Source organism: Streptomyces decoyicus (assembly GCF_019880305.1).
Classification (GTDB): Bacteria; Actinomycetota; Actinomycetes; order Streptomycetales; family Streptomycetaceae; genus Streptomyces; species Streptomyces decoyicus.
The window spans coordinates 3,027,140-3,047,732 of record NZ_CP082301.1 but is presented as its reverse complement, the minus strand read 5'-3'; the positions used below and the strand labels follow the sequence as shown (position 1 = coordinate 3,047,732).

Annotated in this window: 13 protein-coding genes; 6 read left to right on the top strand and 7 right to left on the bottom strand. The window is 72.4% G+C overall.

Annotated features, from left to right (window positions below):
* Positions 1-7 precede the first annotated feature (7 nt).
* Positions 8-1,639, bottom strand: coding sequence for a carboxyl transferase domain-containing protein (locus K7C20_RS13285; protein WP_053209957.1), 1,632 nt, complete (start codon positions 1,637-1,639; stop codon positions 8-10).
* A 134-nt stretch (positions 1,640-1,773) separates the two neighbouring features.
* Between K7C20_RS13285 and K7C20_RS13280 the strand changes: the two genes are divergently transcribed.
* From K7C20_RS13280 to K7C20_RS13270, 3 genes are all read left to right on the top strand, one after another.
* Positions 1,774-2,430, top strand: coding sequence for an SACE_7040 family transcriptional regulator (locus K7C20_RS13280; RefSeq protein ID WP_030080989.1), 657 nt, complete (start codon positions 1,774-1,776; stop codon positions 2,428-2,430).
* A 141-nt stretch (positions 2,431-2,571) separates the two neighbouring features.
* Positions 2,572-3,729 (top strand): acyl-CoA dehydrogenase family protein, encoded by a 1,158-nt coding sequence (locus K7C20_RS13275; protein ID WP_030989475.1) that lies wholly within the window; start codon positions 2,572-2,574, stop codon positions 3,727-3,729.
* Positions 3,730-3,749: 20 nt separating this feature from the next.
* Positions 3,750-4,649 (top strand): acyl-CoA thioesterase, encoded by a 900-nt coding sequence (locus K7C20_RS13270; protein ID WP_030989477.1) that lies wholly within the window; start codon positions 3,750-3,752, stop codon positions 4,647-4,649.
* A 122-nt stretch (positions 4,650-4,771) separates the two neighbouring features.
* Here the strand turns inward: K7C20_RS13270 and K7C20_RS13265 are convergent, their stop codons facing one another.
* Positions 4,772-5,569 carry a phosphatase gene (locus K7C20_RS13265; protein ID WP_030080981.1) on the bottom strand — a complete coding sequence of 266 codons (798 nt, stop codon included), beginning with the start codon at positions 5,567-5,569 and terminating at the stop codon, positions 4,772-4,774.
* 221 nt (positions 5,570-5,790) lie between these two features.
* Here K7C20_RS13265 and speB point away from each other — a divergent pair, with 221 nt between their 5' ends.
* Positions 5,791-6,771, top strand: coding sequence for an agmatinase (gene speB / locus K7C20_RS13260; RefSeq protein WP_030080979.1), 981 nt, complete (start codon positions 5,791-5,793; stop codon positions 6,769-6,771).
* 69 nt (positions 6,772-6,840) lie between these two features.
* On the opposite strand, the gene K7C20_RS13255 is transcribed toward speB, so the two are convergent.
* The 4 genes from K7C20_RS13255 to K7C20_RS13240 form a co-directional block, all read right to left on the bottom strand.
* Entirely contained in the window at positions 6,841-9,015 is a 2,175-nt protein-coding gene (locus K7C20_RS13255; RefSeq protein ID WP_053208863.1) for an SUKH-4 family immunity protein, read from the bottom strand.
* 93 nt (positions 9,016-9,108) lie between these two features.
* Positions 9,109-13,659: a toxin glutamine deamidase domain-containing protein gene (locus K7C20_RS38990; protein ID WP_222892595.1), complete on the bottom strand. Its 4,551-nt coding sequence runs from the start codon at positions 13,657-13,659 to the stop codon at positions 9,109-9,111.
* Between the two features lie 111 nt (positions 13,660-13,770).
* On the bottom strand, positions 13,771-14,181 hold the full coding sequence (locus K7C20_RS13245) for a WXG100 family type VII secretion target (protein ID WP_342452560.1): 411 nt from the start codon (positions 14,179-14,181) through the stop codon (positions 13,771-13,773).
* A gap of 245 nt (positions 14,182-14,426) precedes the next feature.
* The gene (locus tag K7C20_RS13240) at positions 14,427-16,121 is read right to left on the bottom strand and encodes a PucR family transcriptional regulator (protein ID WP_222892591.1); all 1,695 of its coding nucleotides are present in this window, start codon (positions 16,119-16,121) and stop codon (positions 14,427-14,429) included.
* Positions 16,122-16,323: 202 nt separating this feature from the next.
* On the opposite strand from K7C20_RS13240, the gene K7C20_RS13235 reads away from it, so the two are divergent.
* Positions 16,324-17,913: a sodium:solute symporter family protein gene (locus K7C20_RS13235; RefSeq protein ID WP_030074420.1), complete on the top strand. Its 1,590-nt coding sequence runs from the start codon at positions 16,324-16,326 to the stop codon at positions 17,911-17,913.
* Between the two features lie 218 nt (positions 17,914-18,131).
* Positions 18,132-19,862 carry a thiamine pyrophosphate-binding protein gene (locus tag K7C20_RS13230; protein ID WP_053210376.1) on the top strand — a complete coding sequence of 577 codons (1,731 nt, stop codon included), beginning with the start codon at positions 18,132-18,134 and terminating at the stop codon, positions 19,860-19,862.
* A gap of 77 nt (positions 19,863-19,939) precedes the next feature.
* Here K7C20_RS13230 and K7C20_RS13225 read toward each other — a convergent pair whose 3' ends face one another.
* Positions 19,940-20,584 carry a TetR/AcrR family transcriptional regulator gene (locus tag K7C20_RS13225; protein WP_048830300.1) on the bottom strand — a complete coding sequence of 215 codons (645 nt, stop codon included), beginning with the start codon at positions 20,582-20,584 and terminating at the stop codon, positions 19,940-19,942.
* Positions 20,585-20,593 lie beyond the last annotated feature (9 nt).

Below are 20,593 nucleotides of genomic sequence, written 5' to 3'. Positions count from 1 at the left end.
ATCCCTCTCACATCCGGAAGACGCCGTAGCCGGGCGCTGTGCTGTCCTTCTGGGGCAGTGGCGCGTTGGCGCAGGCGGTCAGCGCCAGCCCCAGCACCTGCCGGGTCTCCAGCGGGTCGATGACCCCGTCGTCCCACAGCCGCGCGGTCGCGTAATAGGCGTTGCCCTGGGTCTCGTACTGCTCGCGGACCGGTGCCTTGAAGGCGGCCTCGTCCTCGGCGCTCCACTCCTCGCCGTGCGCCTCCAACTGGTCGCGCTTGACGGTGGCGAGGACGGAGGCGGCCTGCTCGCCGCCCATCACCGAGATCTTGGCGTTCGGCCACATCCACAGAAAGCGGGGGGAGTAGGCCCGGCCGCACATGGAGTAGTTGCCCGCGCCGTAGGAGCCGCCGATGACGACCGTCAGCTTGGGCACGCGGGTGCAGGCCACCGCCGTCACCATCTTCGCGCCGTGCTTGGCGATACCGCCGGCTTCGTACGAGCGGCCGACCATGAAGCCGGAGATGTTCTGCAGGAACAGCAGCGGGATGCCGCGCTGGTCGCACAGCTCGATGAAGTGGGCGCCCTTCTGGGCGGATTCGGAGAACAGGATGCCGTTGTTGGCGACGATGCCGACCGGGTGGCCGTGGAGATGGGCGAAGCCGGTGACCAGCGTCGTGCCGTACTCCGCCTTGAACTCCGCGAAGCGCGAGCCGTCCACGAGCCGGGCGATCACCTCCCGGACGTCATAGGGCGTACGGGAGTCCGCGGGCACCGCCCCGTACAGACCGGCCGGATCGGCCTTGGGCTCCTCGACGGGCCGCACGGTCCACGGGAGCGGTTCGCGTTCGCCGAGGGTGCCGACGATGCTGCGCACCAGGCGCAGCGCATGGGCGTCGTCCTCGGCGAGATGGTCGGTGACCCCGGAGGTCTTGGCGTGCACCTCGCCGCCGCCCAGCTCCTCGGCGGTGACCACCTCGCCGGTGGCGGCCTTCACCAGCGGCGGGCCGCCCAGGAAGATCGTGCCCTGGTTGCGGACGATCACGGCCTCGTCGCTCATCGCGGGGACGTAGGCGCCGCCCGCCGTGCACGAGCCGAGGACGGCGGCGATCTGCGGGATACCGGCGCCGGACATCCGCGCCTGGTTGTAGAAGATCCGTCCGAAGTGCTCGCGGTCGGGGAAGACCTCGTCCTGCATCGGCAGGAAGGCGCCGCCGGAGTCCACGAGGTAGAGACAGGGGAGACGGTTCTCCAGGGCGATCTCCTGCGCCCGCAGATGCTTCTTGACCGTCATCGGGTAGTAGGTGCCGCCCTTGACCGTGGCGTCATTGGCGACGATCACCGTCTCGCGGCCGGAGACCCGGCCGATGCCGGCGATCACGCCGGCGGCCGGTGCGGCCCCGCCGTACATCCCCTCCGCGGCCAGCGGCGCCAGCTCCAGGAACGGCGAACCGGGGTCCAGCAGGGCGTCCACGCGGTCGCGGGGCAGTAGCTTGCCGCGCGCGGTGTGCCGCGCCCTGGCCTTCTCGCCGCCGCCCAGCCGGGCCGTCGCGAGCCTCTCGCGCAGCTCCGCGGCCAGCTCGCGGTGCGCGGCCTCGTTGGTCCGCCAGGAGTCGGACGCCGGATCGGCGGTACTCCCCAGCACCGGTGCCTGCTCCATCAGTACGAGCCCCCTTGCTCGGTCAGCGCTCCCGGAGCCGCGGTCCGCGGCTGCCGGGCCATCCGGGTTAATGGGCGTTAACCTCATTGCCTTCAGGTTAACGAGCACTAACCCGGCTGTCTACAATCGACGGCATGAGTAATGCGCAGGCCTCCGCCCCGACCAGCCGCCGCGAGCAGATCCTCAAGGAGGCGGCCCGGCTCTTCGCGGAGCGCGGCTTCCACGGCGTCGGAGTGGATGAGATAGGGGCGGCCGTGGGCATCTCCGGTCCCGGCCTCTACCGGCACTTCGCCGGCAAGGACGCGATGCTCGCCGAGCTGCTGGTCGGCATCAGCGAGCGGCTGCTGGCGGGCGGCCGGATGCGGGTGGCGGAGGGCGGGGGGAGTCCCGAGGCGGTGCTGCATGCGCTGATCGACGGCCACATCGACTTCGCGCTGGACGACCGGCCGCTGATCACCCTGCACGACCGCGAGCTGGACCGGCTGCGGGAGACCGACCGCAAGCGGGTCCGCCAGCTCCAGCGGCAGTACGTGGAGCTGTGGGTGGAGGTCGTCCGGCGGGTCCACCCGGTCCCCTCCGAGTCCCAGGCCCGCGCCGCGGTGCACGCCGTGTTCGGCCTGCTCAACTCCACCCCGCACCTCGGCCGTCCGGGCGCCCTCCCGGGCCGTACGGAGATGGCGGAACTGCTGCACCGGCTGGCGCTGGGCGCGTTCGGCGCGGCGGCCGGGGAGTCGCAGGCCGGGGAACCGGTGGCGGGGGAGTCGATCGCCGCGGGGGTGCCGGGGGCGTAGCGCGTACGGGGCGGGGGTGTGGCGTCGCCCACCGGGTCTCGTCCGCCTCTGGACAGCTTTAGTGACTGGCGGGTAGCTTTCGCTTCGGAGAGAAGCTGAGCAAGCGCTTAGCCAGACGCGGCGGTCTAAGGAGGCCATGGCATGCGCCGTACGGTGTTCAACGAGGATCACGAGGCGTTCCGGGAGACCCTGCGCGCCTTCATCGAGGCCGAGGTCGTACCGGTGTACGACGAGTGGTTCGCGGCCGGCCAGACCCCGCGCGACTTCTACTACAAGCTCGCCGAGCTGGGCGTCTTCGGCATCCGTGTCGACGAGGAGTACGGCGGCGCGGGCATAGACTCGTACAAGTTCGAGGCCGTGATGTACGAGGAGACCTCGCGCGCGGGCGTCTCCTTCGGCGGCTCCGGCGTGCACGTCCTGCTCGGTCTGCCCTACATCAAGATGCTCGCCACCGACGAGCAGAAGAAGCGCTTCCTGCCGAAGTTCGTCTCCGGCGAGGAGATGTGGGCCCTCGCGATGACCGAGCCGGGCACCGGCTCCGACCTCGCGGGCATGAAGACCACCGCGAAGCTCTCCGACGACGGCACGCACTACGTGCTCAACGGCGCCAAGACCTTCATCACCGGCGGCGTGCACGCCGACCGCGTGATCGTCTGCGCCCGTACCGCCGCGCCGAAGGAGGACGACCGCCGCTTCGGTATCTCCCTGTTCGCCGTCGACACCACGTCCGCGGGCTACTCCGTCGGCCGCAAGCTGGACAAGCTCGGCCTGAAGGTCTCCGACACCGCCGAGCTGGCGTTCGTCGACGTGAAGGTGCCGGTCGAGGACCTGCTCGGCGAGGAGAACAAGGGCTTCTCCTACCTGGGCCTGAACCTCGCCTCGGAGCGCTGGGGCATCGCCTTCGGCGCGTACGCGCAGGCCGCGGCGGCCGTCCGGTTCGCCAAGGAGTACGTGCAGGAGCGCACGATCTTCGGCAAGACCGTCGCCTCCTTCCAGAACACCAAGTTCGAGCTGGCCGCCTGCCAGGCCGAGGTGGACGCCGCGCAGGCCGTCGCCGACCGCACCCTGGAGGCCCTCGACGCGGGCGAGCTGTCCCCGGCCGAGGCCGCGAGCGCCAAGCTCTTCTGCACCGAGGTCGCCCACCGCGTCATCGACAAGTGCCTCCAGCTGCACGGCGGTTACGGCTACATGAACGAGTACCCGATCGCCCGCCTCTACGCCGACAACCGCGTCAACCGCATCTACGGCGGCACCAGCGAGGTCATGAAGTCGATCATCGCCAAGTCCATGGGCCTCTAGGCCGTAAGGGCCGCACGCACGTGAACGACGCACTGGAGTCCCTGCTCGGTCTGCTCGCCCTGGAGCGGATCGAGCAGGACATCTTCCGCGGCCAGAGCCGTCCCTCGGTCGTGCCCCGGGTCTTCGGCGGCCAGGTCGCCGCCCAGGCCCTCGTCGCGGCCGGGCGGACGGTCCCCGCCGACCGTCCCCCGCACTCCCTGCACGCCTACTTCCTGCGCCCCGGGGACCCCGGCGCACCCATCGTCTACACCGTCGACCGCATCCGCGACGGCCGGTCCTTCACCACCCGCCGGGTCGTCGCCGTCCAGCACGGCCAGCCGATCTTCCACCTCTCGGCCTCCTTCCAGGTGACCGAGGACGGGCTGGAGCACCAGGAGCCGATGCCGCCGGCGCCGGACCCGCTGGAGCTGCCCACCGCCGCGGAGATGCTGCCGCGCTACGCCGACCGGTTCGTCGACCCGGGCGTTGCCGAGCGGCTGCTGGAGTCCCGGGCCGCGATCGATCTGCGGTACGTGGACGCGCCGCCGTTCGGCACCGTCGGTGAGGTACGCGACCCCCGGTCCCAGGTCTGGTTCCGCACCCAGGGCAAGCTCGACGACGACGGCGAGATCCCCCGCCCGCTGCTGGACATCTGCCTGGTCACCTACGTCTCCGACATGACGCTGCTGGACTCGATCCTGCTCGCGCACGGCCGGGGCGGCTGGGCGGTCGGCGATGTGGTCGGCGCCAGCCTGGACCACGCGATGTGGTTCCACCGGCCGCTGCGCGCCGACGAATGGCTGCTCTACGACCAGGAGTCACCCACCGCCCAGGGCGGCCGGGGACTGGGCAAGGGCCGGATCTTCACGGCCGACGGACAGCTGGCGGCCTCGGTGATCCAGGAGGGCGTCATCCGGGTACCGCGGGGCCAGGAGGCCTAGGAGGACTGGGAGGCCCGGCGTCCTGTGGTCTCCGTGGCCCTGCCGTGCCAGGCGGTGGCCCTGCCGTGCCAGGCGCCGCAGGCCCACGAGAGCGGGGCCGGGCGCCGGCGGAGCGGGCCGGCTCAGCGCAGGCCGGCGGCGTCCAGCAGATAGGCGGTCAGCGGGTCGTAGTGGCGCGGGCTCAGGACATGGTCGTCCAGGGGGATCGTCACCTGGAGGGTGCCCTCGGCCTCGGCCAGGAAGAGGGCCGGGTCGTTGCAGTCCGCGAAGCCCACCGCGTCGATACCGCGCTGGCCGGCGCAGCCCGCCCAGCCGTGGTCGGCCATCACCAGATCCGGCAGCGGCCGCCCTTCCCGCTCCAGCCCGTCCAGGATCGCGGCCATCGGCTCGGGGGAGTGGGTGTGCCACAGCGTCGCACCGCGCTCCAGCATCGCCACCTCACCGAACTGGAAGACCATCCCGTCGTCCGCCCGGAGCCCGTCCGGGACGACCATGATCTCGCAGTCCCGGGCGCGCAGCGCCTCGGCCGTCGCCCGGTGCACATCGAGCAGCCCGCCCGGGTGGCCGGTCGCGAACAGCACCCGCTGCCCGTCGGCGGCCGCCTTGCGCAGCACCGCGGCCGCCCGGTCCAGCGCATCCACCGTCAGCTCGGGGTCGATGGTGTCCTGCCCCTGCCGGTGGTGCGGATCGTCGTTCACCCCGCAGCGCTCCGCCATCACGGCCAGCACATCCTGCTCGTCCGTCCAGCGGTCGCCGAACTCCAGGCCGAACCAGTAGTGGCGCTCGCCGTTGGCGAGTCTGCGGTAGTGGGAGAGGTTGTTCTCGCGGGGGGTGGCGACGTCACCGGCGATCCGGGTCCGGACGAGATGATCGACGAGTTCGGCGCGCGAGGGTGCGGTGGCAGCAGAGGCTATCGGCATAGCGCCCATTGTGCCCGTACGCCTGTTCCGGGGCCGGGGAGTTCCGCAGCCCGGACACCGGAGTGCGGATGCCGGAGCGGCGGCACCGGGGTGCGGACACCGAGCAAGGCCCCGGGCACCGCCCGTCCCGGGGGACGCTGGCCAAAATGTCCAACGCCGCCGGCCGCATCTCCGCAAAATGTCCATGGGCCCCGCGCCCGGCCCTCCCTACTCTCACCCTCATGACCACCGCAGCCAGCGCATCCAACGGGCCCGTGGGCCCCGTCGACTCCTCCCGTATCCCGCGTTACGCCGGGCCCGCGACCTTCGCCCGACTGCCCCGTCTCGACGAGGTCGGCGGCCGGGCCGATGTGGCCGTCGTCGGTGTCCCCTTCGACACCGGTGTCTCCTACCGCCCCGGCGCCCGCTTCGGTGGCAACGCCATCCGTGAGGCGTCCCGCCTTCTGCGCCCCTACAACCCGGCCCAGGACGCGTCCCCCTTCGCGCTCGCGCAGGTCGCCGACGCCGGTGACATCGCCGCCAACCCGTTCAACATCAACGAGGCCGTGGAGACGGTCGAGGCCGCGGCGGACGACCTGCTCGCCACCGGCGCCCGCATGATGACCCTCGGCGGCGACCACACCATCGCCCTGCCCCTCCTCCGCTCGGTCGCCAAGAAGCACGGCCCGGTCGCGCTGCTGCACTTCGACGCCCACCTGGACACCTGGGACACCTACTTCGGCGCCGAGTACACCCACGGAACCCCGTTCCGCCGCGCCGTCGAGGAGGGCATCCTCGACACCTCCGCGCTCTCCCACGTCGGCACCCGCGGGCCGCTCTACGGCAAGAAGGACCTCGACGAGGACGAGAAGATGGGCTTCGGCATCGTCACCTCGGCGGACGTCATGCGCCGCGGTGTCGACGAGGTCGCCGACCAGCTCCGCCAGCGCATCGGCGACCGCCCCCTCTACATCTCCATCGACATCGACGTCCTGGACCCGGCCCACGCCCCCGGCACCGGCACCCCCGAGGCCGGCGGCCTCACCTCCCGCGAACTCCTGGAGATCGTGCGCGGCCTGTCCTCCTGCAACCTGGTCTCGGCCGACCTGGTGGAGGTGGCGCCCGCCTACGACCACGCGGAGATGACCTCGGTCGCCGCCTCCCACACGGCGTACGAGCTGACGACGATCATGTCGCGGCAGATCGCCGCCGCGCGCGGCTGAGCGCAGCACCTGGCAATGCCGCCGGCCCGCCACGGAGACACCGTGGCGGGCCGGCGGCACCATGCGGGGTCAGCCGGCATCGTCGTACAGCACGTCGGTCCAGGCCGCGGACTCCGCGCCCTCCTCGTCGATTGCCGCCAGATCGAGTTCGATGAGGTCCCGGATGCGCTTGCGCTCGGCGAGGCTCGCGGCCATGGGGAGCAGACAGCGCCCGACCAGATAGCCCTGGAGCATCGCCACGAAGGCGGGCAGGCTGCCGGCCACCAGCGGCTGTTCGTAGCCGTGGCCGTCCTCGCCGGGTACGACGTAGACGCCCCCGCCCTCGCCGTCGAGGACGAGCGGATCGCCGCCCCAGACGCCCAGCCGGTAATACGCCCCTCGGCCGGCCGGCTCGGGAACGTCCTCCTCCTCGGTGAACTCCCAGACGTCGTCCGCCGACAGCTCGGCGAGCGGCTCGTCACCGAGGGCCGTCAGGCGCATCTCCGCCCCACGGAACGCCGGCAGTCCGGTCCCGGTCAGCAGCGCGCGGGCCTCTTCGTCGGCCAGCCCCGCCGGCAGGTCTTCGGCCGCCAGGCGCCGCACGGTGCCGGGCCCGAACAGCTCCTCCAGGACCGCGCGATCGGGGGCGTCCCAGTCCGTTCCGCCGCCGACCCGGCCGAACTCCGCGAGGAACGGCTCGCCGTGGAGGTCCCCCAGGCCTTCGAAACGGTCCGGGGACGCGGGCTCGACGGCGAACACGCCGCCCAGGCCGCCGACCACCACCAGGCCGTCCAGCCGCAGGGTTTCGGTCAGCAGCTCCGGTTCGACCCCGTAGTTCGTCAGCTGCACCCACGGCTGGGTGATCTGCGGGTCGTGGTCCCGCGGCCAGAGCGGTTCCGCCTGCCCCGGCTGCGGGACGCCGTCGCTCCAGGGGCCGCCGAGCTGTTCACCGGTCTGCGCGTCCCAGATCCGTACGCGCCGGTCCCAGGCACCCTGACCGGCCACGATGCGGCGACCGACGGCCGGCACCTCGGCAGTCGCATCGAAGAGGGCCAGCAGCGGACCGGGCTGGAGGTACGAGAGGTCCCAGCCGCCCGGCGGGCGCCAGTTCGCCCAGCGGACCTTCCACGGGAGGGGCACCCCGGAACGCTCGATGCCGGCGGCGAATCCCGTGTCGCCCCGGACAGTGCTCATCAGATGCAGCCAGGACGCCCACGTCCCTTGCGGCAGGGAGTCGACCCCGCTCAGCCAGAGACTGGCCGCGTCGCCCGCGGGGGTGTTCCGGTCGAGGGAGCGCGGGGCGTGGCAGCACGCCGCGTCGAGCAGCGCCACCTGGTCGAGGTGCGCCACCAGCTCGCCGTTGTGCTGCATCTCGTCGAACCGGTCGGCCTGCACCGCATGCAGGGGCAGGGCGTGGGCGGCGTACTCCGCGACCGGCCCCGCAAAGTGGCCCGGCAGCCAGTCCGTCAACCGGTCCCCGGCCGCGTGGAATTGCTCGGGGCCGAGGCCGCGGCGGATGCGACGGGCGAAATGTTCGTCCCGGAAGGCGACCCATTCCCCGTTGCTCGATTCCCCCTCGCTCCCTTCCCCGTCGCCGTCGACCGTGAGCAACTCCGGGAATCGCCGGGCGAATTCCAGCGCGGAAGCGGAGTCCGGGAACCGCGCACCCAGTACGTCCGCCAGTTCACGCCACACGGCCACCGGGGCCCGGGGCAATTCGGCCAGGGCGAGGGCCTGTAGCTCACGGGGTACGGGCCGGTGGTCCGGCGGGCCGTCGGACACCAGGCGCAGTGCCAACAGGTTCAGCAGCCAGGGCTCTTCGGCCGGCGGATCGGCTTCCACGACGACCTTGGTGCCGGCCGTCACCGCGAGATCGAGCGCCAAGGTGCGGACCACCCGGTCCGGCTGGGCCGATCTGCGGGTGCGGCCCGCGCGGTGCGCATTGGCGAGGAACACCGGCCGATTGCCGAGGCCCGCTTTCCCCAGTTCGCTGCGCCAGCCCGCGCGCCGGTGCGGCGGGGATTCCACTCCTGCCGCGGACAGTACGCGTTGCAGGACTTCTTCGGCGGTGAGCCCGGTGGCATCCACCCATATTCCCGCGGGCAGGGAATCATGCACCCGTCGCAGCACCTGGGTTCTGCCCGATTCCGGGGGCCCGACGAGTTCGGTGACCGGCTCGCGGTGATCGTCGCGCCACCATCGGAGGATCCGTTCGACGGCATCGTCGGCGCGGATGTCCTCATAGGAGGTGCTGGGGCTCGACATCATGTCCTTTCAGAAGCTGACGATCCGCTGAGCTGACGCCCTCCCCGGAGCCCTCGGCTTCGTCCGGCCAGGGGCCTCCGAGCGGCGCCGAGCCTACACCTGGGTGGCAATCGTGGACCACAGATTCCGCACCCGGTCCACTCGGTCCTCGAACTGGCGCTCCTGGGCCACCATTGCCGGTGAATCCGGGACGCGTCGGTGTACCGCATCGTCGATTTGCTTCAGCGTTTCCCTGGGGAGTTTCCTGACTCCCAGGGCGTCGCGGGCCTGTTTCATCAGTTCCTGGCGGGCTTTGCTCCGCTCCTGGACGACATCCGCGTCAGTCCGGTACGACGTACTGTAATAGACCGGGACATCGTGCCCCTTCCCCTGTTCCTTCGCCATCTTGATCAGGTAGTCCGAGCAGTTGTGCTTGCCCAGCGCGCCCTTTTTGTTTCCGCACGGCTCGCGTTCCGTATACAGGGCGGACAGCGTGTATTTGTCGCCGGATACCTTGTTCGCTTCGTTCAGCCAGTTGCCCAGGTTCTCCTCCGAGTGCATCTTTTTCGTATCGCCTTCCTTCGGGTGTGAGGAATCGACGACATACTCGGTCCCATTGGGCCCTTCGATTTCGATGACCGCGAAATTGCGTCCGGTGAGGTCCGGGCCGTGCGAGGTGGCATGGGGCCCCTGCGGATCCACGCCCTTGAGCAGTCCGCTGAGATTCCGGTCGACATTGCGCTGGTGGAGACTGGCGCCCACCGATTCCTTACCGTCGCTCACCGGGTTCGAGTGGACTCCGTACTCCTTGTGGAAGGTGTGGCTGAGCCGGCCGAGCGAGGCGACCACCGCCATCCGTTCGCCGCGGTTCAGGTCGTGGAAACCCTGGAGATGGTGGGCCAGTTGATCGGAGTTGAGCCGCCGCGGCCCGTCCGGGTCGGGGCCGTGCCCGGTCGCGATCTGCAAGACGCGGGCGAGGCTCCCGTCGTTGGCCCACTGCCGCATCTGCTGGTCCAGGGCATCGTGCTGGATCTGGTGCACCGGCGTCCGTTCGTTCGCGCGCAGCCGGTCCTGGGCGTCGTCCGGCGGCAGGCCGTCCTGATGGGTGCCGGGCCGCTCGCCGTGCACCGGATGCCGCTGATCGTCGCGTTCGATGTCCCTGGCTTCGCCCGGGTGTTTGCGCTTCTCCCCGGCTCCTGCCGGTTCGGCGGCGGGGCGGCGGTCGCTCTCGGTGTCCTGGTTGTTGTGGGTGGGGTTGGTGGGGAGGGGGCGGCGGTTGGGGTCGAGGGGGATGGCGTGGACGCCGTTGGTGCCGTCGTGGAGGGGGGTGTTGCTGCGTTGGCCGGTCTGGGCGTCGAGGTAGGTGATTTTGCCGTGGTGGTTGACGACGTTCCAGGCGTGGGCGCGGCCGTTGCGGTCCTGGGTGACGATGACGGCTTGTGAGCCGTGGCCGGTGTTGCGGAGGTCGTTTTCGAGGCGGTGGAAGGCGTCTTTGCCGTTGCCGTAGTCGTTGAAGCGGGTGCCGAGGGTGTTTTCGATGCGGTCGCGGCCGTTGTTCTCGCCGCGGTCGGAGGGGGTGCCGTCGGGGTGGGTGTCGGGGGTGCGGTGGGCGGCGGCGGTGGGGTTGCCGGAGTAGGTGTCGGCGGCGGCGAGGGCGGCGTCGACGCAGTTGTTGTTGCGGCCGGGGGCGTCGGGGCCGGGCTCGTTGAGGGAGTTGAGCCAGTTGCCGTCGTCGGGGTCGGGGTGGCGTTGGGGCCGGCCGTTCTCGTCTCTGGGGATGGAGTTTTCGACGTGCTGCTGGTGTTCGTCGGTGGGGCCGTCGAGGCCGCCGGGGCGCTCGCGGTTACGGGTCTCGGAGGCCGGGGCGGGGTCGCGGTGGTCGGGGTCTGCGGGACCGTCGTCGGTGGGGTGTGTGTCGTCGGTGGGGTGTGCGGCGTGTGTGTCGTCGGTGGCGTGTGTGAGAGGCGTGTCGTCGGGGCGCTGGTCGGGCTGGTTGGACTGGTTGGGCTGGGCTGTGGGGTGGGCGGGGTGTGCGTGATCGGCCGGCTGGTCGGGGCGGACGTTTTGCGGGTCGAGGTTCTCGGGACGGGCGTTGTCGGGACGGCCGTTTTCGGGACGGTCGTTGGGCGGGAGGTTGTGGGCAGGCGAGTTGTCGGAGGGGGAGCCGGGAGCCGGGTTATCGCCTGTGGGGTGCTGTTGGCGCGGGTCCGGGCGGTTGTTCTGCGGTTGCGGTTGCGGCTGGTGCTGGTGCTGTTGGGGGTCGGCCGGGCGCTGCTGACGGGGGTCGGGGTGTCCGTTCCCGGGGTTGCGGGGGTCGTCGGTGCGGGGGCGTGCTCGGTCCGGACGCGGCCCGTCGGGGCGGGGGTTGTAGGCGGGGCGTTCGGGGCTGGGCTGCTGGGTGACGTCCCGGATGACCTGGGAGCCGTCGGGGCGGCGGTTGGAGGGTGGGGGCGGGTTCCCGCCGGACGGGGTGGTGCCGCGTGGCGGGGCGGAGTTCGGGGTCGCGGGGCCGCCCTGCTGGGGCACGGTGGTGGGGGGCGCCATCATCGGGCCGGCGGCCTGCGGGGTGTGCTGCGGGGACTGCTGGGGTGTGGTGGCGGCGGTGGTGCCGGGGTCCGCGGTGCGCTGGGCGGGCGCGGCCATGGTGTCGGCGGACTGGGTCCTGACCGTGGTGTCGTCGTTGTCGTCCACGGTGGGCATGGGGTCGCCGGGGGACGGGTCGCGCCGGCCGATGGGCGGGCCGGAGGAGGGTGCGTGCTGGGCCGGGGCGCCCTGGGAGGGCACGTTCACATGCGGCGTGGCGCCGCGTCCGCTACCGGCATTGTCCCCGTTGTTGTTGTTGCTGTTGCTGTTGTTGTTGCCGTCCCCGCTGCCGTTGGTGTCGGTGGAGGTGCCGCCGTGGGAGGGCGGGTTGCCGGCGACGGGGTCGGGGGAGGCCGTCGGTTGCTGCGACGGGGCCGGGCCCGCGTCCGGGTGTGACGGGGCGTCCGGGGAGGGGGAGTTGGACGGCCCCGGAGAGGGCTGGTCCGGGGTGGGGGAGGGGTGGTTCGGCCCGGGGCCCGCGTCGGGCGTCGGGGCCGCGTCGGGGTGTGGGGACGGGCCGGGGGCCGGCTGGGTGCTGAGGGTGTCGGGGTGGGGGCGTGCCGAGTCCGGGGTGTGGTCGGGTGTCGGTTGTGTGCTGACCGGGTCCGGGCCGGGGCGTGCCGAGTCCGGGGTGTGGTCCGGAGCGGGCTGGGTGCTGACCTGGTCCGGGTGGTCCGGGCGTGCCGAGTCCGGGGTGTGGTCCGGAGCGGGCTGGGTGCTGACCTGGTCCGGGTGGTCCGGGCGTGCCGAGTCCGGGGTGTGGTCCGGAGCGGGCTGGGTGCTCACCGCGTCCGGGGAGGGGCGGGAGGGGTCCGGAGTGGTGCCCGAGTCGGGGGTGGGGGAGGAGCCGTATGGGCTGTCGCTGCCGCCCTGGTAGCCGGCGTCGAAGGGGGAGCGCTGGTCCGGCGGCGGCAGGGGCTGGGCCTGGGGTGCGCTGCGGCCGCCGTCCTGGCCGGAGGGCGAACCGTCCGACGAGGTGGCGGGGTGGGTATCCGCGCCGGCACCTGCCGTGTCCGTAGGGGAATCGCCCGGCCGGGGGGAGTGGGAGGTGCCGCCGGAGCCGCTGCCGCCGCCCGCACCGTTTCCTGCGCCCGTCCCACTGCCACCGCTCGACCCACCGGAGCCGGACCCACTGCTGCTGTCGGAGCCGGAACCACCATTGCTACTGCTGCCGGAGCCGCTGGTGGAATCGCCGCCGGAGTCCGGCCCGCTGCCCGAGCCGCCGCCGTCCGTGCTGCCGCCCCCGCTGCCGCCCCCGCTGCTGGTGCTGCTCCCGGAAGCGCTCTCCGAGCCGCCTCCGTCGCTGCTTCCGCCGCTGTCCTCGCCGCCACCGTGGCCGGCGGCGGACTCCAGGCCGCCGCGCGCGTGATGGCCGGCCCTGCCGCCCGCGCCGTCGCGCAGGGACTCGGCGAAGGTCTGGCCGGAGTTCTTGAGCGCCTCCGCGCCGGCGTCCGCGCCGGTCTTGGCGCTGCGGCCGACGTCGAAGCCCTGCTGGGCCCCGAAGTTCATGTTCATGCCCTGCGCGATGGCATCGGAGATCATGGCCTCCAGCGCGGAGACGGCGGGCTCCTTGACCGTCTCGACGATCGCCTCGACCAAGGCCTCGCGCGCTTCCTTGAGGATGCGGCGCACGATCAGACGGGTGGCCTGGGTGGCGCCCGCGGCGCCGATTTCGGACAGGCCGAGGGTGAAGGGGGCGGCCGCCTGAGCTGCGATGATCTCTGCCGCAAGGATCGCCAACTGGGCGATCACCGCGACTTTCATCCCGATGATGACCCCGGAGCCGGCGTTCAGCGCGAAGGCGATGAGCTCGGCGGCCGTACGTGCATCGTCGAGGTAGCCGGAGCCGTTGCCGGAGAACTTCTCCCAGGTCCGGCTGAAGCCGTCGATGCTGTCACCGGAGTTGGCCGACAGCACGTTGCCGGCCGCCGAGACGCCCTCGGACTGCAACTGCTCGACGGCGTTCGCGAACTCCCGCCATCGGTCGGCGGACTCGTTCATCTTGTCCTCGTCGCCCGTCGGCCAGTCGTAGCCGAGCATTTCGAGGACCCACTCCAGCCAGTCCGGCAGCATGAGCGACATGGCTTCCATCCCCCGTAAAGCAATGAAGCGACGATGACCTGTGCGGCAGAGGCGTGTTGACGGTGACTCAGGCGTTTCGGGGTCTCAAGTACCTCAGGTGTCTCAAGTACTTCAGGTGTGCGGCGACTTGAGGGAGACGATCTTCTGGCCCTCCGCCTCGGCGTTGGCGATGTGCTGCTTCATCAAGGAGTCGTTGAAGTCCTCGTCGGCCTGGTGGTTGTCGGCCATGGTGTTCAGGGCGCCGCCGATCTCCTGGAGCTTGGCGGCCAGATGCCCCATCGATTCGTACATGCCGTCACGCAGGCCCTCGTAGACCACGCCGAACTTCTCGCCGATCTCGTCATCGCCCCATGGCGGGGTGTCCTGGCCCTCCAGGCCGGTCAGCGCGTTCTTGAGTTTCGTCACCGCGGACTGGTATCGCTGTCCGACGCTGGTGAAGTCCTTGCCGCCGGACTTCAGCGACGGAATGTCTGCTTGCAGTCCTTCTCCGGCCACGGCGTCCCCCGTTCCGATGATCGTCACGTACGGCACAACGTGCGACAAAGTTTAGAGGCGTACTACCCGGTTTCTTCAAGGAGTTGACTGTCACAAGGCTGTCACCGGGCGGTTCGCGGCGGACGTTTCCGGGGGTGCCCGGAGACGGCCGGGGTGGCGCCGGCGGTGGCCGGGAGTCCGGAGGCGGACGGCGGCGGACGGAGGTCGCGGGGCCACGCGCCGCTTCGCCGCAGCTCTGCCGCCGCTTCGCCGCAGCCCCGCCCCGGTCCGGTTCAGGCCGGTGAGGCGCCGCGGTCGAGCGAGCGGAGGGCGAACCACAGCTCCATGCGGACGTCGGGGTCGTCCAGATCGGTGTCGAGGAGGCCGGCGATACGGGTGATGCGCTGGCGGACGGTGTTGCGGTGGACGCCGAGGGCGGTTGCGGTGCGGTCCCAACTGCCGTGCAAAGAGAGCCAGTTGTGCAGGGTGGAAAGGAGGGGTGGGGAGTCGGCCAGCGGGGCGAGCAGGGCCTGGGCGTGCTGCCGGGCGTCCGAGGGGGCGACGAGGGAAGTGACGCTGTGGGGGCTGGGGGTGCGATGACGTACCAGGGCGGCGCGGCCGGCCAGGGCACGGCGCAGGGCGGAGGCGGCATGCCGGTCGGCGGTCGGCAGCTCCGCGACCGGGGTGGGTTCGCTGACGCCGAGCGTCCAGCCCGGCTGCGCGGTGATCTCACGGTCGGCGGGGAGCAGCGCACGCAGGGCGGGGGTGGCATCAGGGGCGGCCGTCGCCTCGGGGCCGGCGCCGGGGTGCGTCTCGGGCCCGGGGGGCGTGGTCGGCGCGGCTCCCGGGTCCGGCGCGGCTCCCGGGCCCGGGGCGACGAGCGAGGTGCCGAGAGCCGCGGCCAGTGAGGCCGCCGACTCCGTGGTGTCACGGCGGCGTGCGGCGTGGACGACGGTCCACAGGGGGTGGCCGAGGAGCGGGGCGACGTCGGCCGGGCGGGCGCCGAGGAGCATCCGGACCAGGGCCGCGGAGTGGCCGGCGGCGGCCGCGCCGTGGTCGGTGGCCGGGGCGGTGATCAGCGAGAGGAGTACGGCGGCGACGCCCGCGATGGCGTGCGCGGGCGGGTCGTGCGGATCCGCGGCGACCACCAGGGCGAGCGCCCGGCTGCCGCGGGCGCGGCCCGTCACGGCGTAGGCGGACAGTGAGCTGCCGGGGAGGTTGTCGGTGGCCGAGGACGGGCCGCCCGCGCCGACGACATGGGCGAGACGGCCGGCCGCGGCCCGGACGGAGGCGCCGGGACGGGGACCGGCGGAGCCGTGTGCCGCGCCGTCCGGGGCGAGCAGCGCGGTCCAGCCGTGCACATGGCGGGCCAGCGCGTGCAGTACGGCGGCTGCCGGGTCGGGGCGGGCGGCGGCCGCGGCCAGCGCGCGCTGTGCCTCGCTGAGCCGGGTCAGCTCACGGTGCCGGGCCTCCGTCACGGCCTGCCATACGGCGCTCTCCACTGCCGTGAACGGGGTGCCCGCCGGGACCTCGACGAGCGGCAGGCCGTGCCGGTCGCAGGCCGCCACCAGGGCGCGGGGGACGGTGTCGTGCACGGGCGCGATCCCGAAGCCGAGGGCGGCGGCTCCGGCCGCGACCGTACGGGCCGCATAGCCGTCGAGGTACTCGTCGAGGGCCGGGTGGGAGCCGGGGCCGGGGTGGGAGCCGCGCTCGGCGGCGATGTCCGTGCGGGGGGCGCCGGGCGGCGGTCCCGCCGTGTCCGGCCCGTCCGCCCGCCTCATCACCTCCGCCAGATGCACCCCCGCCGTCAGCAGCATCTCGCCGCCCAGGAGGTAGGGCACCGGGTCGGCCATCTCGGAGGTGTGCACCCAGTGGATCGCGACACCCTCGCGGGGGCCGGCGATCTGGCGCAGGCCCAGGTCCGTGCGGGCGAGGAGGTCCGCGAGCGGCACCGGCGGGGTGGACGGCGGAGGCAGGGGGTGCGGCATGTGCGGACCATCCACATCGGAGGGTGGTGAATGGAAGAAACGTACACTTCAGCGTTGCCTTCGCGCCTCCTAGGGTCAACCCCCGAGGCGAGGCGCTCGGACGGGACCCCCGCTCGCCGAGCGCCCGCCGCCTCGACGCCACCCCCTCACACCCCACCCCCCGCTTCCCCCTCTCCCCAGGCGCAGTTGGAAGGGATGGCCCATGGCTGTCGACTATGCGGTGATCGTGCTCTATTTGGCCGGAATGCTCGCCATGGGCTGGTGGGGGATGCGGCGTGCCAAATCCAAGAGCGACTTCCTGGTCGCGGGCCGCCGCCTCGGCCCCGTGATGTATTCGGGAACCATGGCGGCCATCGTCCTGGGCGGCGCCTCCACCATCGGCGGCGTGGGCCTCGGCTACCAGTACGGCCTGTCCGGCGCCTGGATGGTCTTCACCATCGGCCTCGGGCTGCTCGCGCTGAGCGTCTTCTTCTCGGCCCGGATCGCCCGGCTGAAGGTCTACACGGTCTCCGAGATGCTGGATCTGCGCTACGGCGGCTCCGCCGGGATCATCTCCGGCGTCGTCATGTGGGCGTACACGCTGATGCTGGCGGTGACCTCGACCATCGCCTACGCGACGATCTTCGATGTGCTGTTCGGCATGGACCGCACCCTCTCGATCATCCTCGGCGGGGCGATCGTCGTCGCGTACTCGACGCTCGGCGGCATGTGGTCGATCACCCTCACCGACATGGTCCAGTTCGTCGTCAAGACGATCGGTGTGCTGCTGCTCCTGCTGCCCATCGCCGTCATCAAGGCGGGCGGCTTCGCCGCGATGAAGGCCCAGCTGCCGGACGACTACTTCGCACCGCTCGGCATCGGCGGCCAGACCGTCTTCACCTACGTACTGATCTATTCCTTCGGCATGCTGATCGGGCAGGACATCTGGCAGCGGGTGTTCACCGCGCGCGGCGACAAGGTGGCGCGCCTCGGCGGCACCGCGGCCGGTACGTACTGTCTGGCCTACGCGCTGGCCGGTGCGGTCATCGGCACCGCGGCCAAGGTGCTCTACCCGCATCTGGGCAGCCCGGACGACGCCTTCGCCACGATCGTCAAGGACGCGCTGCCGGTGGGAGTGCGCGGGCTGGTGCTGGCGGCGGCGCTGTCCGCGGTGATGTCCACGTCCTCGGGCGCGCTGATCGCCTGCGCCACGGTCGCCAACAACGACATCTGGGCGCGGGTGAAGAGCGTCGCCGCGCGGCGCCGGCCGTCCGCGGGAGATGCCGCCGACGCCGGCGGTGCGCCCGGTACGGAGCAGGCCGGGAACGTGGCCGTGGAGCACGACGAGGTGCGCGGCAACCGCATCTTCATCCTCCTCATGGGCCTCGCCGTCATCGTCATCGCGATCGCGCTGAACAACGTCGTCGAGGCGCTCACCCTCGCCTACAACGTCCTCGTCGGCGGCCTGCTGGTGCCGATCCTCGGCGGGCTGCTGTGGAAGCGCGGCACCGCCGCGGGTGCGCTCGCCTCGGTCGCGGTCGGCGGGCTGACCGTCGTCGGCCTGATGGTCTCGCTCGGCGTCCTCGCCAACGAGCCGATCTACTACGGGCTGATCGCCTCGCTCGTCGCGTATGTGGCGGTCAGCCTGGCCACCGAGCCGACGGACCCGGAGGTGCTGGCGGCCTGGCGGGCGCGGCTGGCCGGCCGGCCGGACGGCGCCGCGGACGACGATCCGGAGGGGGAGGCGGCCGGGGACACGGCCGTGGCGGTGGCACGGGTACTGGCCCCCTCCTCGGTCACCGGGCGGGCCTGACCCGGACACCCCGGCCCCGAGGGGCTCCCGGACACCCCGTCGGGGGCCCGGGGGCCGCACCCGCAGCCGCTCGCGGCCAGCCCCCCGGGTCAGCCCCCCCGGCTGGCCCTCCCCGCCCCCGCCGGTCCTCCCCCCCGACGCACGCCGGCCCCTCCGCACGCCCGTCCCTCCGCACGCCCGCACCCGCAGGTCCCCCGCAAGGAAGGCAGCACGCATCCATGAGCACCACCACCCCCACGCCCACGGAGCACCGGCGCAACGGCGGTGACCTGGTCGTCGAGTCGCTGGCGGCACTCGGCGCCGACACCGTCTTCGGGCTGCCGGGGCAGCATGCGCTCGGGGTGTTCGACGCGCTGCGCCGCTCCGCGCTCCGCTATGTGGGGCTGCGGGTGGAGAACAACGCGGGCTTCGCCGCGGACGCGTACGCCAGGACCACGCACGGGGTCGCGCCGCTGCTGGTCTCCACCGGCCCCGGCGCGCTGATGACGCTGGCCGCGCTCCAGGAGGCGGCGGCCGGTTCCGCCGCCGTACTGGCCATCGGCAGTCAGGTGCCGTTGGCCGGGATCGGCGGCGGGCGCCATGGCTACCTCCATGAACTCACCGACCAGAGCGCCTCGTTCCGGGGCGTGGTCAAGTCCGTCCACACCGCGCGTACGGCCTCGCAGATCCCCTCGGCGGTGGCCGCCGCCTGGGAGTCGGCGCTGAGCACCCCGCACGGGCCGGTGTGGCTGGAGATCCCGCAGGATGTGCTGCTGGCGGAGGCCGACGTGCCGCCGGTGGCCGGACTGGACGCCAGGCCACGGGAGTTGCTGCCGCGTCCCGAGCTGATCGCGGCGGCGGCGGACCGACTCACCCGGGCCCGTCGGCCGGTGATCCTGGCCGGCGGCGGAGTCGTACGGGCCGGGGCCGAGGCGGAGCTGCTGGCGCTGGCCGAGCAGCTGCGGGCACCGGTGGCCACCACCTTCGGCGGCAAGGGCGCCTTCCCGTGGGAGCACCCGCTCTCCCTGCAGTCCTGGATGGAGGACCGCTACACCACGGCCTTCCTGGAGGACGCGGACACTCTCCTGGTCGTCGGCTCGGGGCTGGGCGAACTCTCCTCGAACTACCACACGTTCCGGCCGCTCGGCCGCGTCGTACAGATCGAGGCGGACCTCGGCAAGCTGGAGTCGAACCATGCCGCGCTGGGCATCCACGCGGATGCGCGGGCGGCGCTGGCCGCGTTGGTCAAGGAGGTGGGGGAGCGGGAGGCCCGGGAGGCAGGAGCCTCCGGGGACGACGATGCGCCCGGCTCCAAGGAGGCCGGGGCGGCCGGGCCCGAGGCCGGCGATGCGCCCTCTCCCGAGGCCGCCGTAGCCGATCTGCTGGCCCGCGTCCGTGACCGGATCGCCGGGCAGCACCTCGACCTGGAGCAGCAGGTCCTGGCCTCGGTGCGGGACGCGCTGCCCGACGGCGCGGTCAGCTGCTGGGACATGACGATCCTCGCCTACTGGGCCTGGTCCGCTTTCGACCCGCGGCGTACCAACGCGCTGCACTCGGCGCAGGGCGCCGGCGGGCTGGGTTACGGCTTCCCGGCGGCGCTGGGCGTGGCCGTCGCCGACCCGGCGCGGCCCGTGCTGGCGGTGTCCGGTGACGGCGGCGCCATGTACTCGATCGCCGAGCTGGCCACCGCCCGGCAGTACGACCTGCCCGTGACCTGGCTCATCGTGGACGACGGCGGCTACGGCATCCTGCGCGAGTACATGACCGACGCCTTCGGTGCGGCCACCGCCACCGAACTCACCCGGCCGGACTTCGTGGCCCTGGCCGAGTCGTTCGGCGTCCCCGCGCTCCGGACGAGCCCGGAGCAGCTGCGTACGGACCTGGCGGCGGCGCTGGCGGCCCCCGGCCCTTCGGTCGTCGTCCTCCCGGCGCATCTGCGGATGTTCGCGCCCACGCATCTGGATTCCTGACGGTGTCCCGGCCCGGCATCCGGGCCACGTGAGGCAGGGCCGGGGAAACCGGCCGGAAGAAACCGGCCGGGGAAGACCTACGCCCCGCCTCCGCTGACCCGCCCCTGCACCAGTCGCGACAACGCCGCGTGCACCTCTTCGACCGAGCGGTCCGGCTGGAAGGACTGCCAGTCCAGGGCGGCGACCAGGACCATGCCGAGGAGGGCGGAGGCGGTGAGGGGGATGTCGAGCTCGTCGGAGAGTTCGCCGGTGTGCACGGCGTCCTGCAGGACGGACTCGACGACGGCCTGGGCCCGGCCGCGTACGGAGGTGAGGGTGGCGCGCCAGGTGCGGTTGGTGCGCCACAGTTCGGCGACGTAGAGCTGGATGAGGGCGGGGGAGCAGGCGATGAAGTCCAGGCCCGCGCGGATCATGGCGTCCAGGGCGTCGATCCGGGTGCCGCCGCGGGCCGCCGTGGCGTCGGCGGCCCGGCGCAGCGAGTCGGCGAGCAGGTCGATGCCGTCCCGCAGCAGCTCCTCGTAGAGGACGTTCTTGCTGGCGAAGTTGTAGTAGACGGTGCCCTTGGCGACACCGGCGCGGTCGGCGATCTCATCGACGGTGGTGGCCGAGAAGCCCTGTTCCGCGATGAGGGTCACGGCCGCGTCGAAGAGCCGGCGGCGCGTGGAGGCGCGCCGGGTGACGGGGGCGGCCCCGTGGGCGGTACCGGCGACGGCACCGCCCACGGGGTCCGA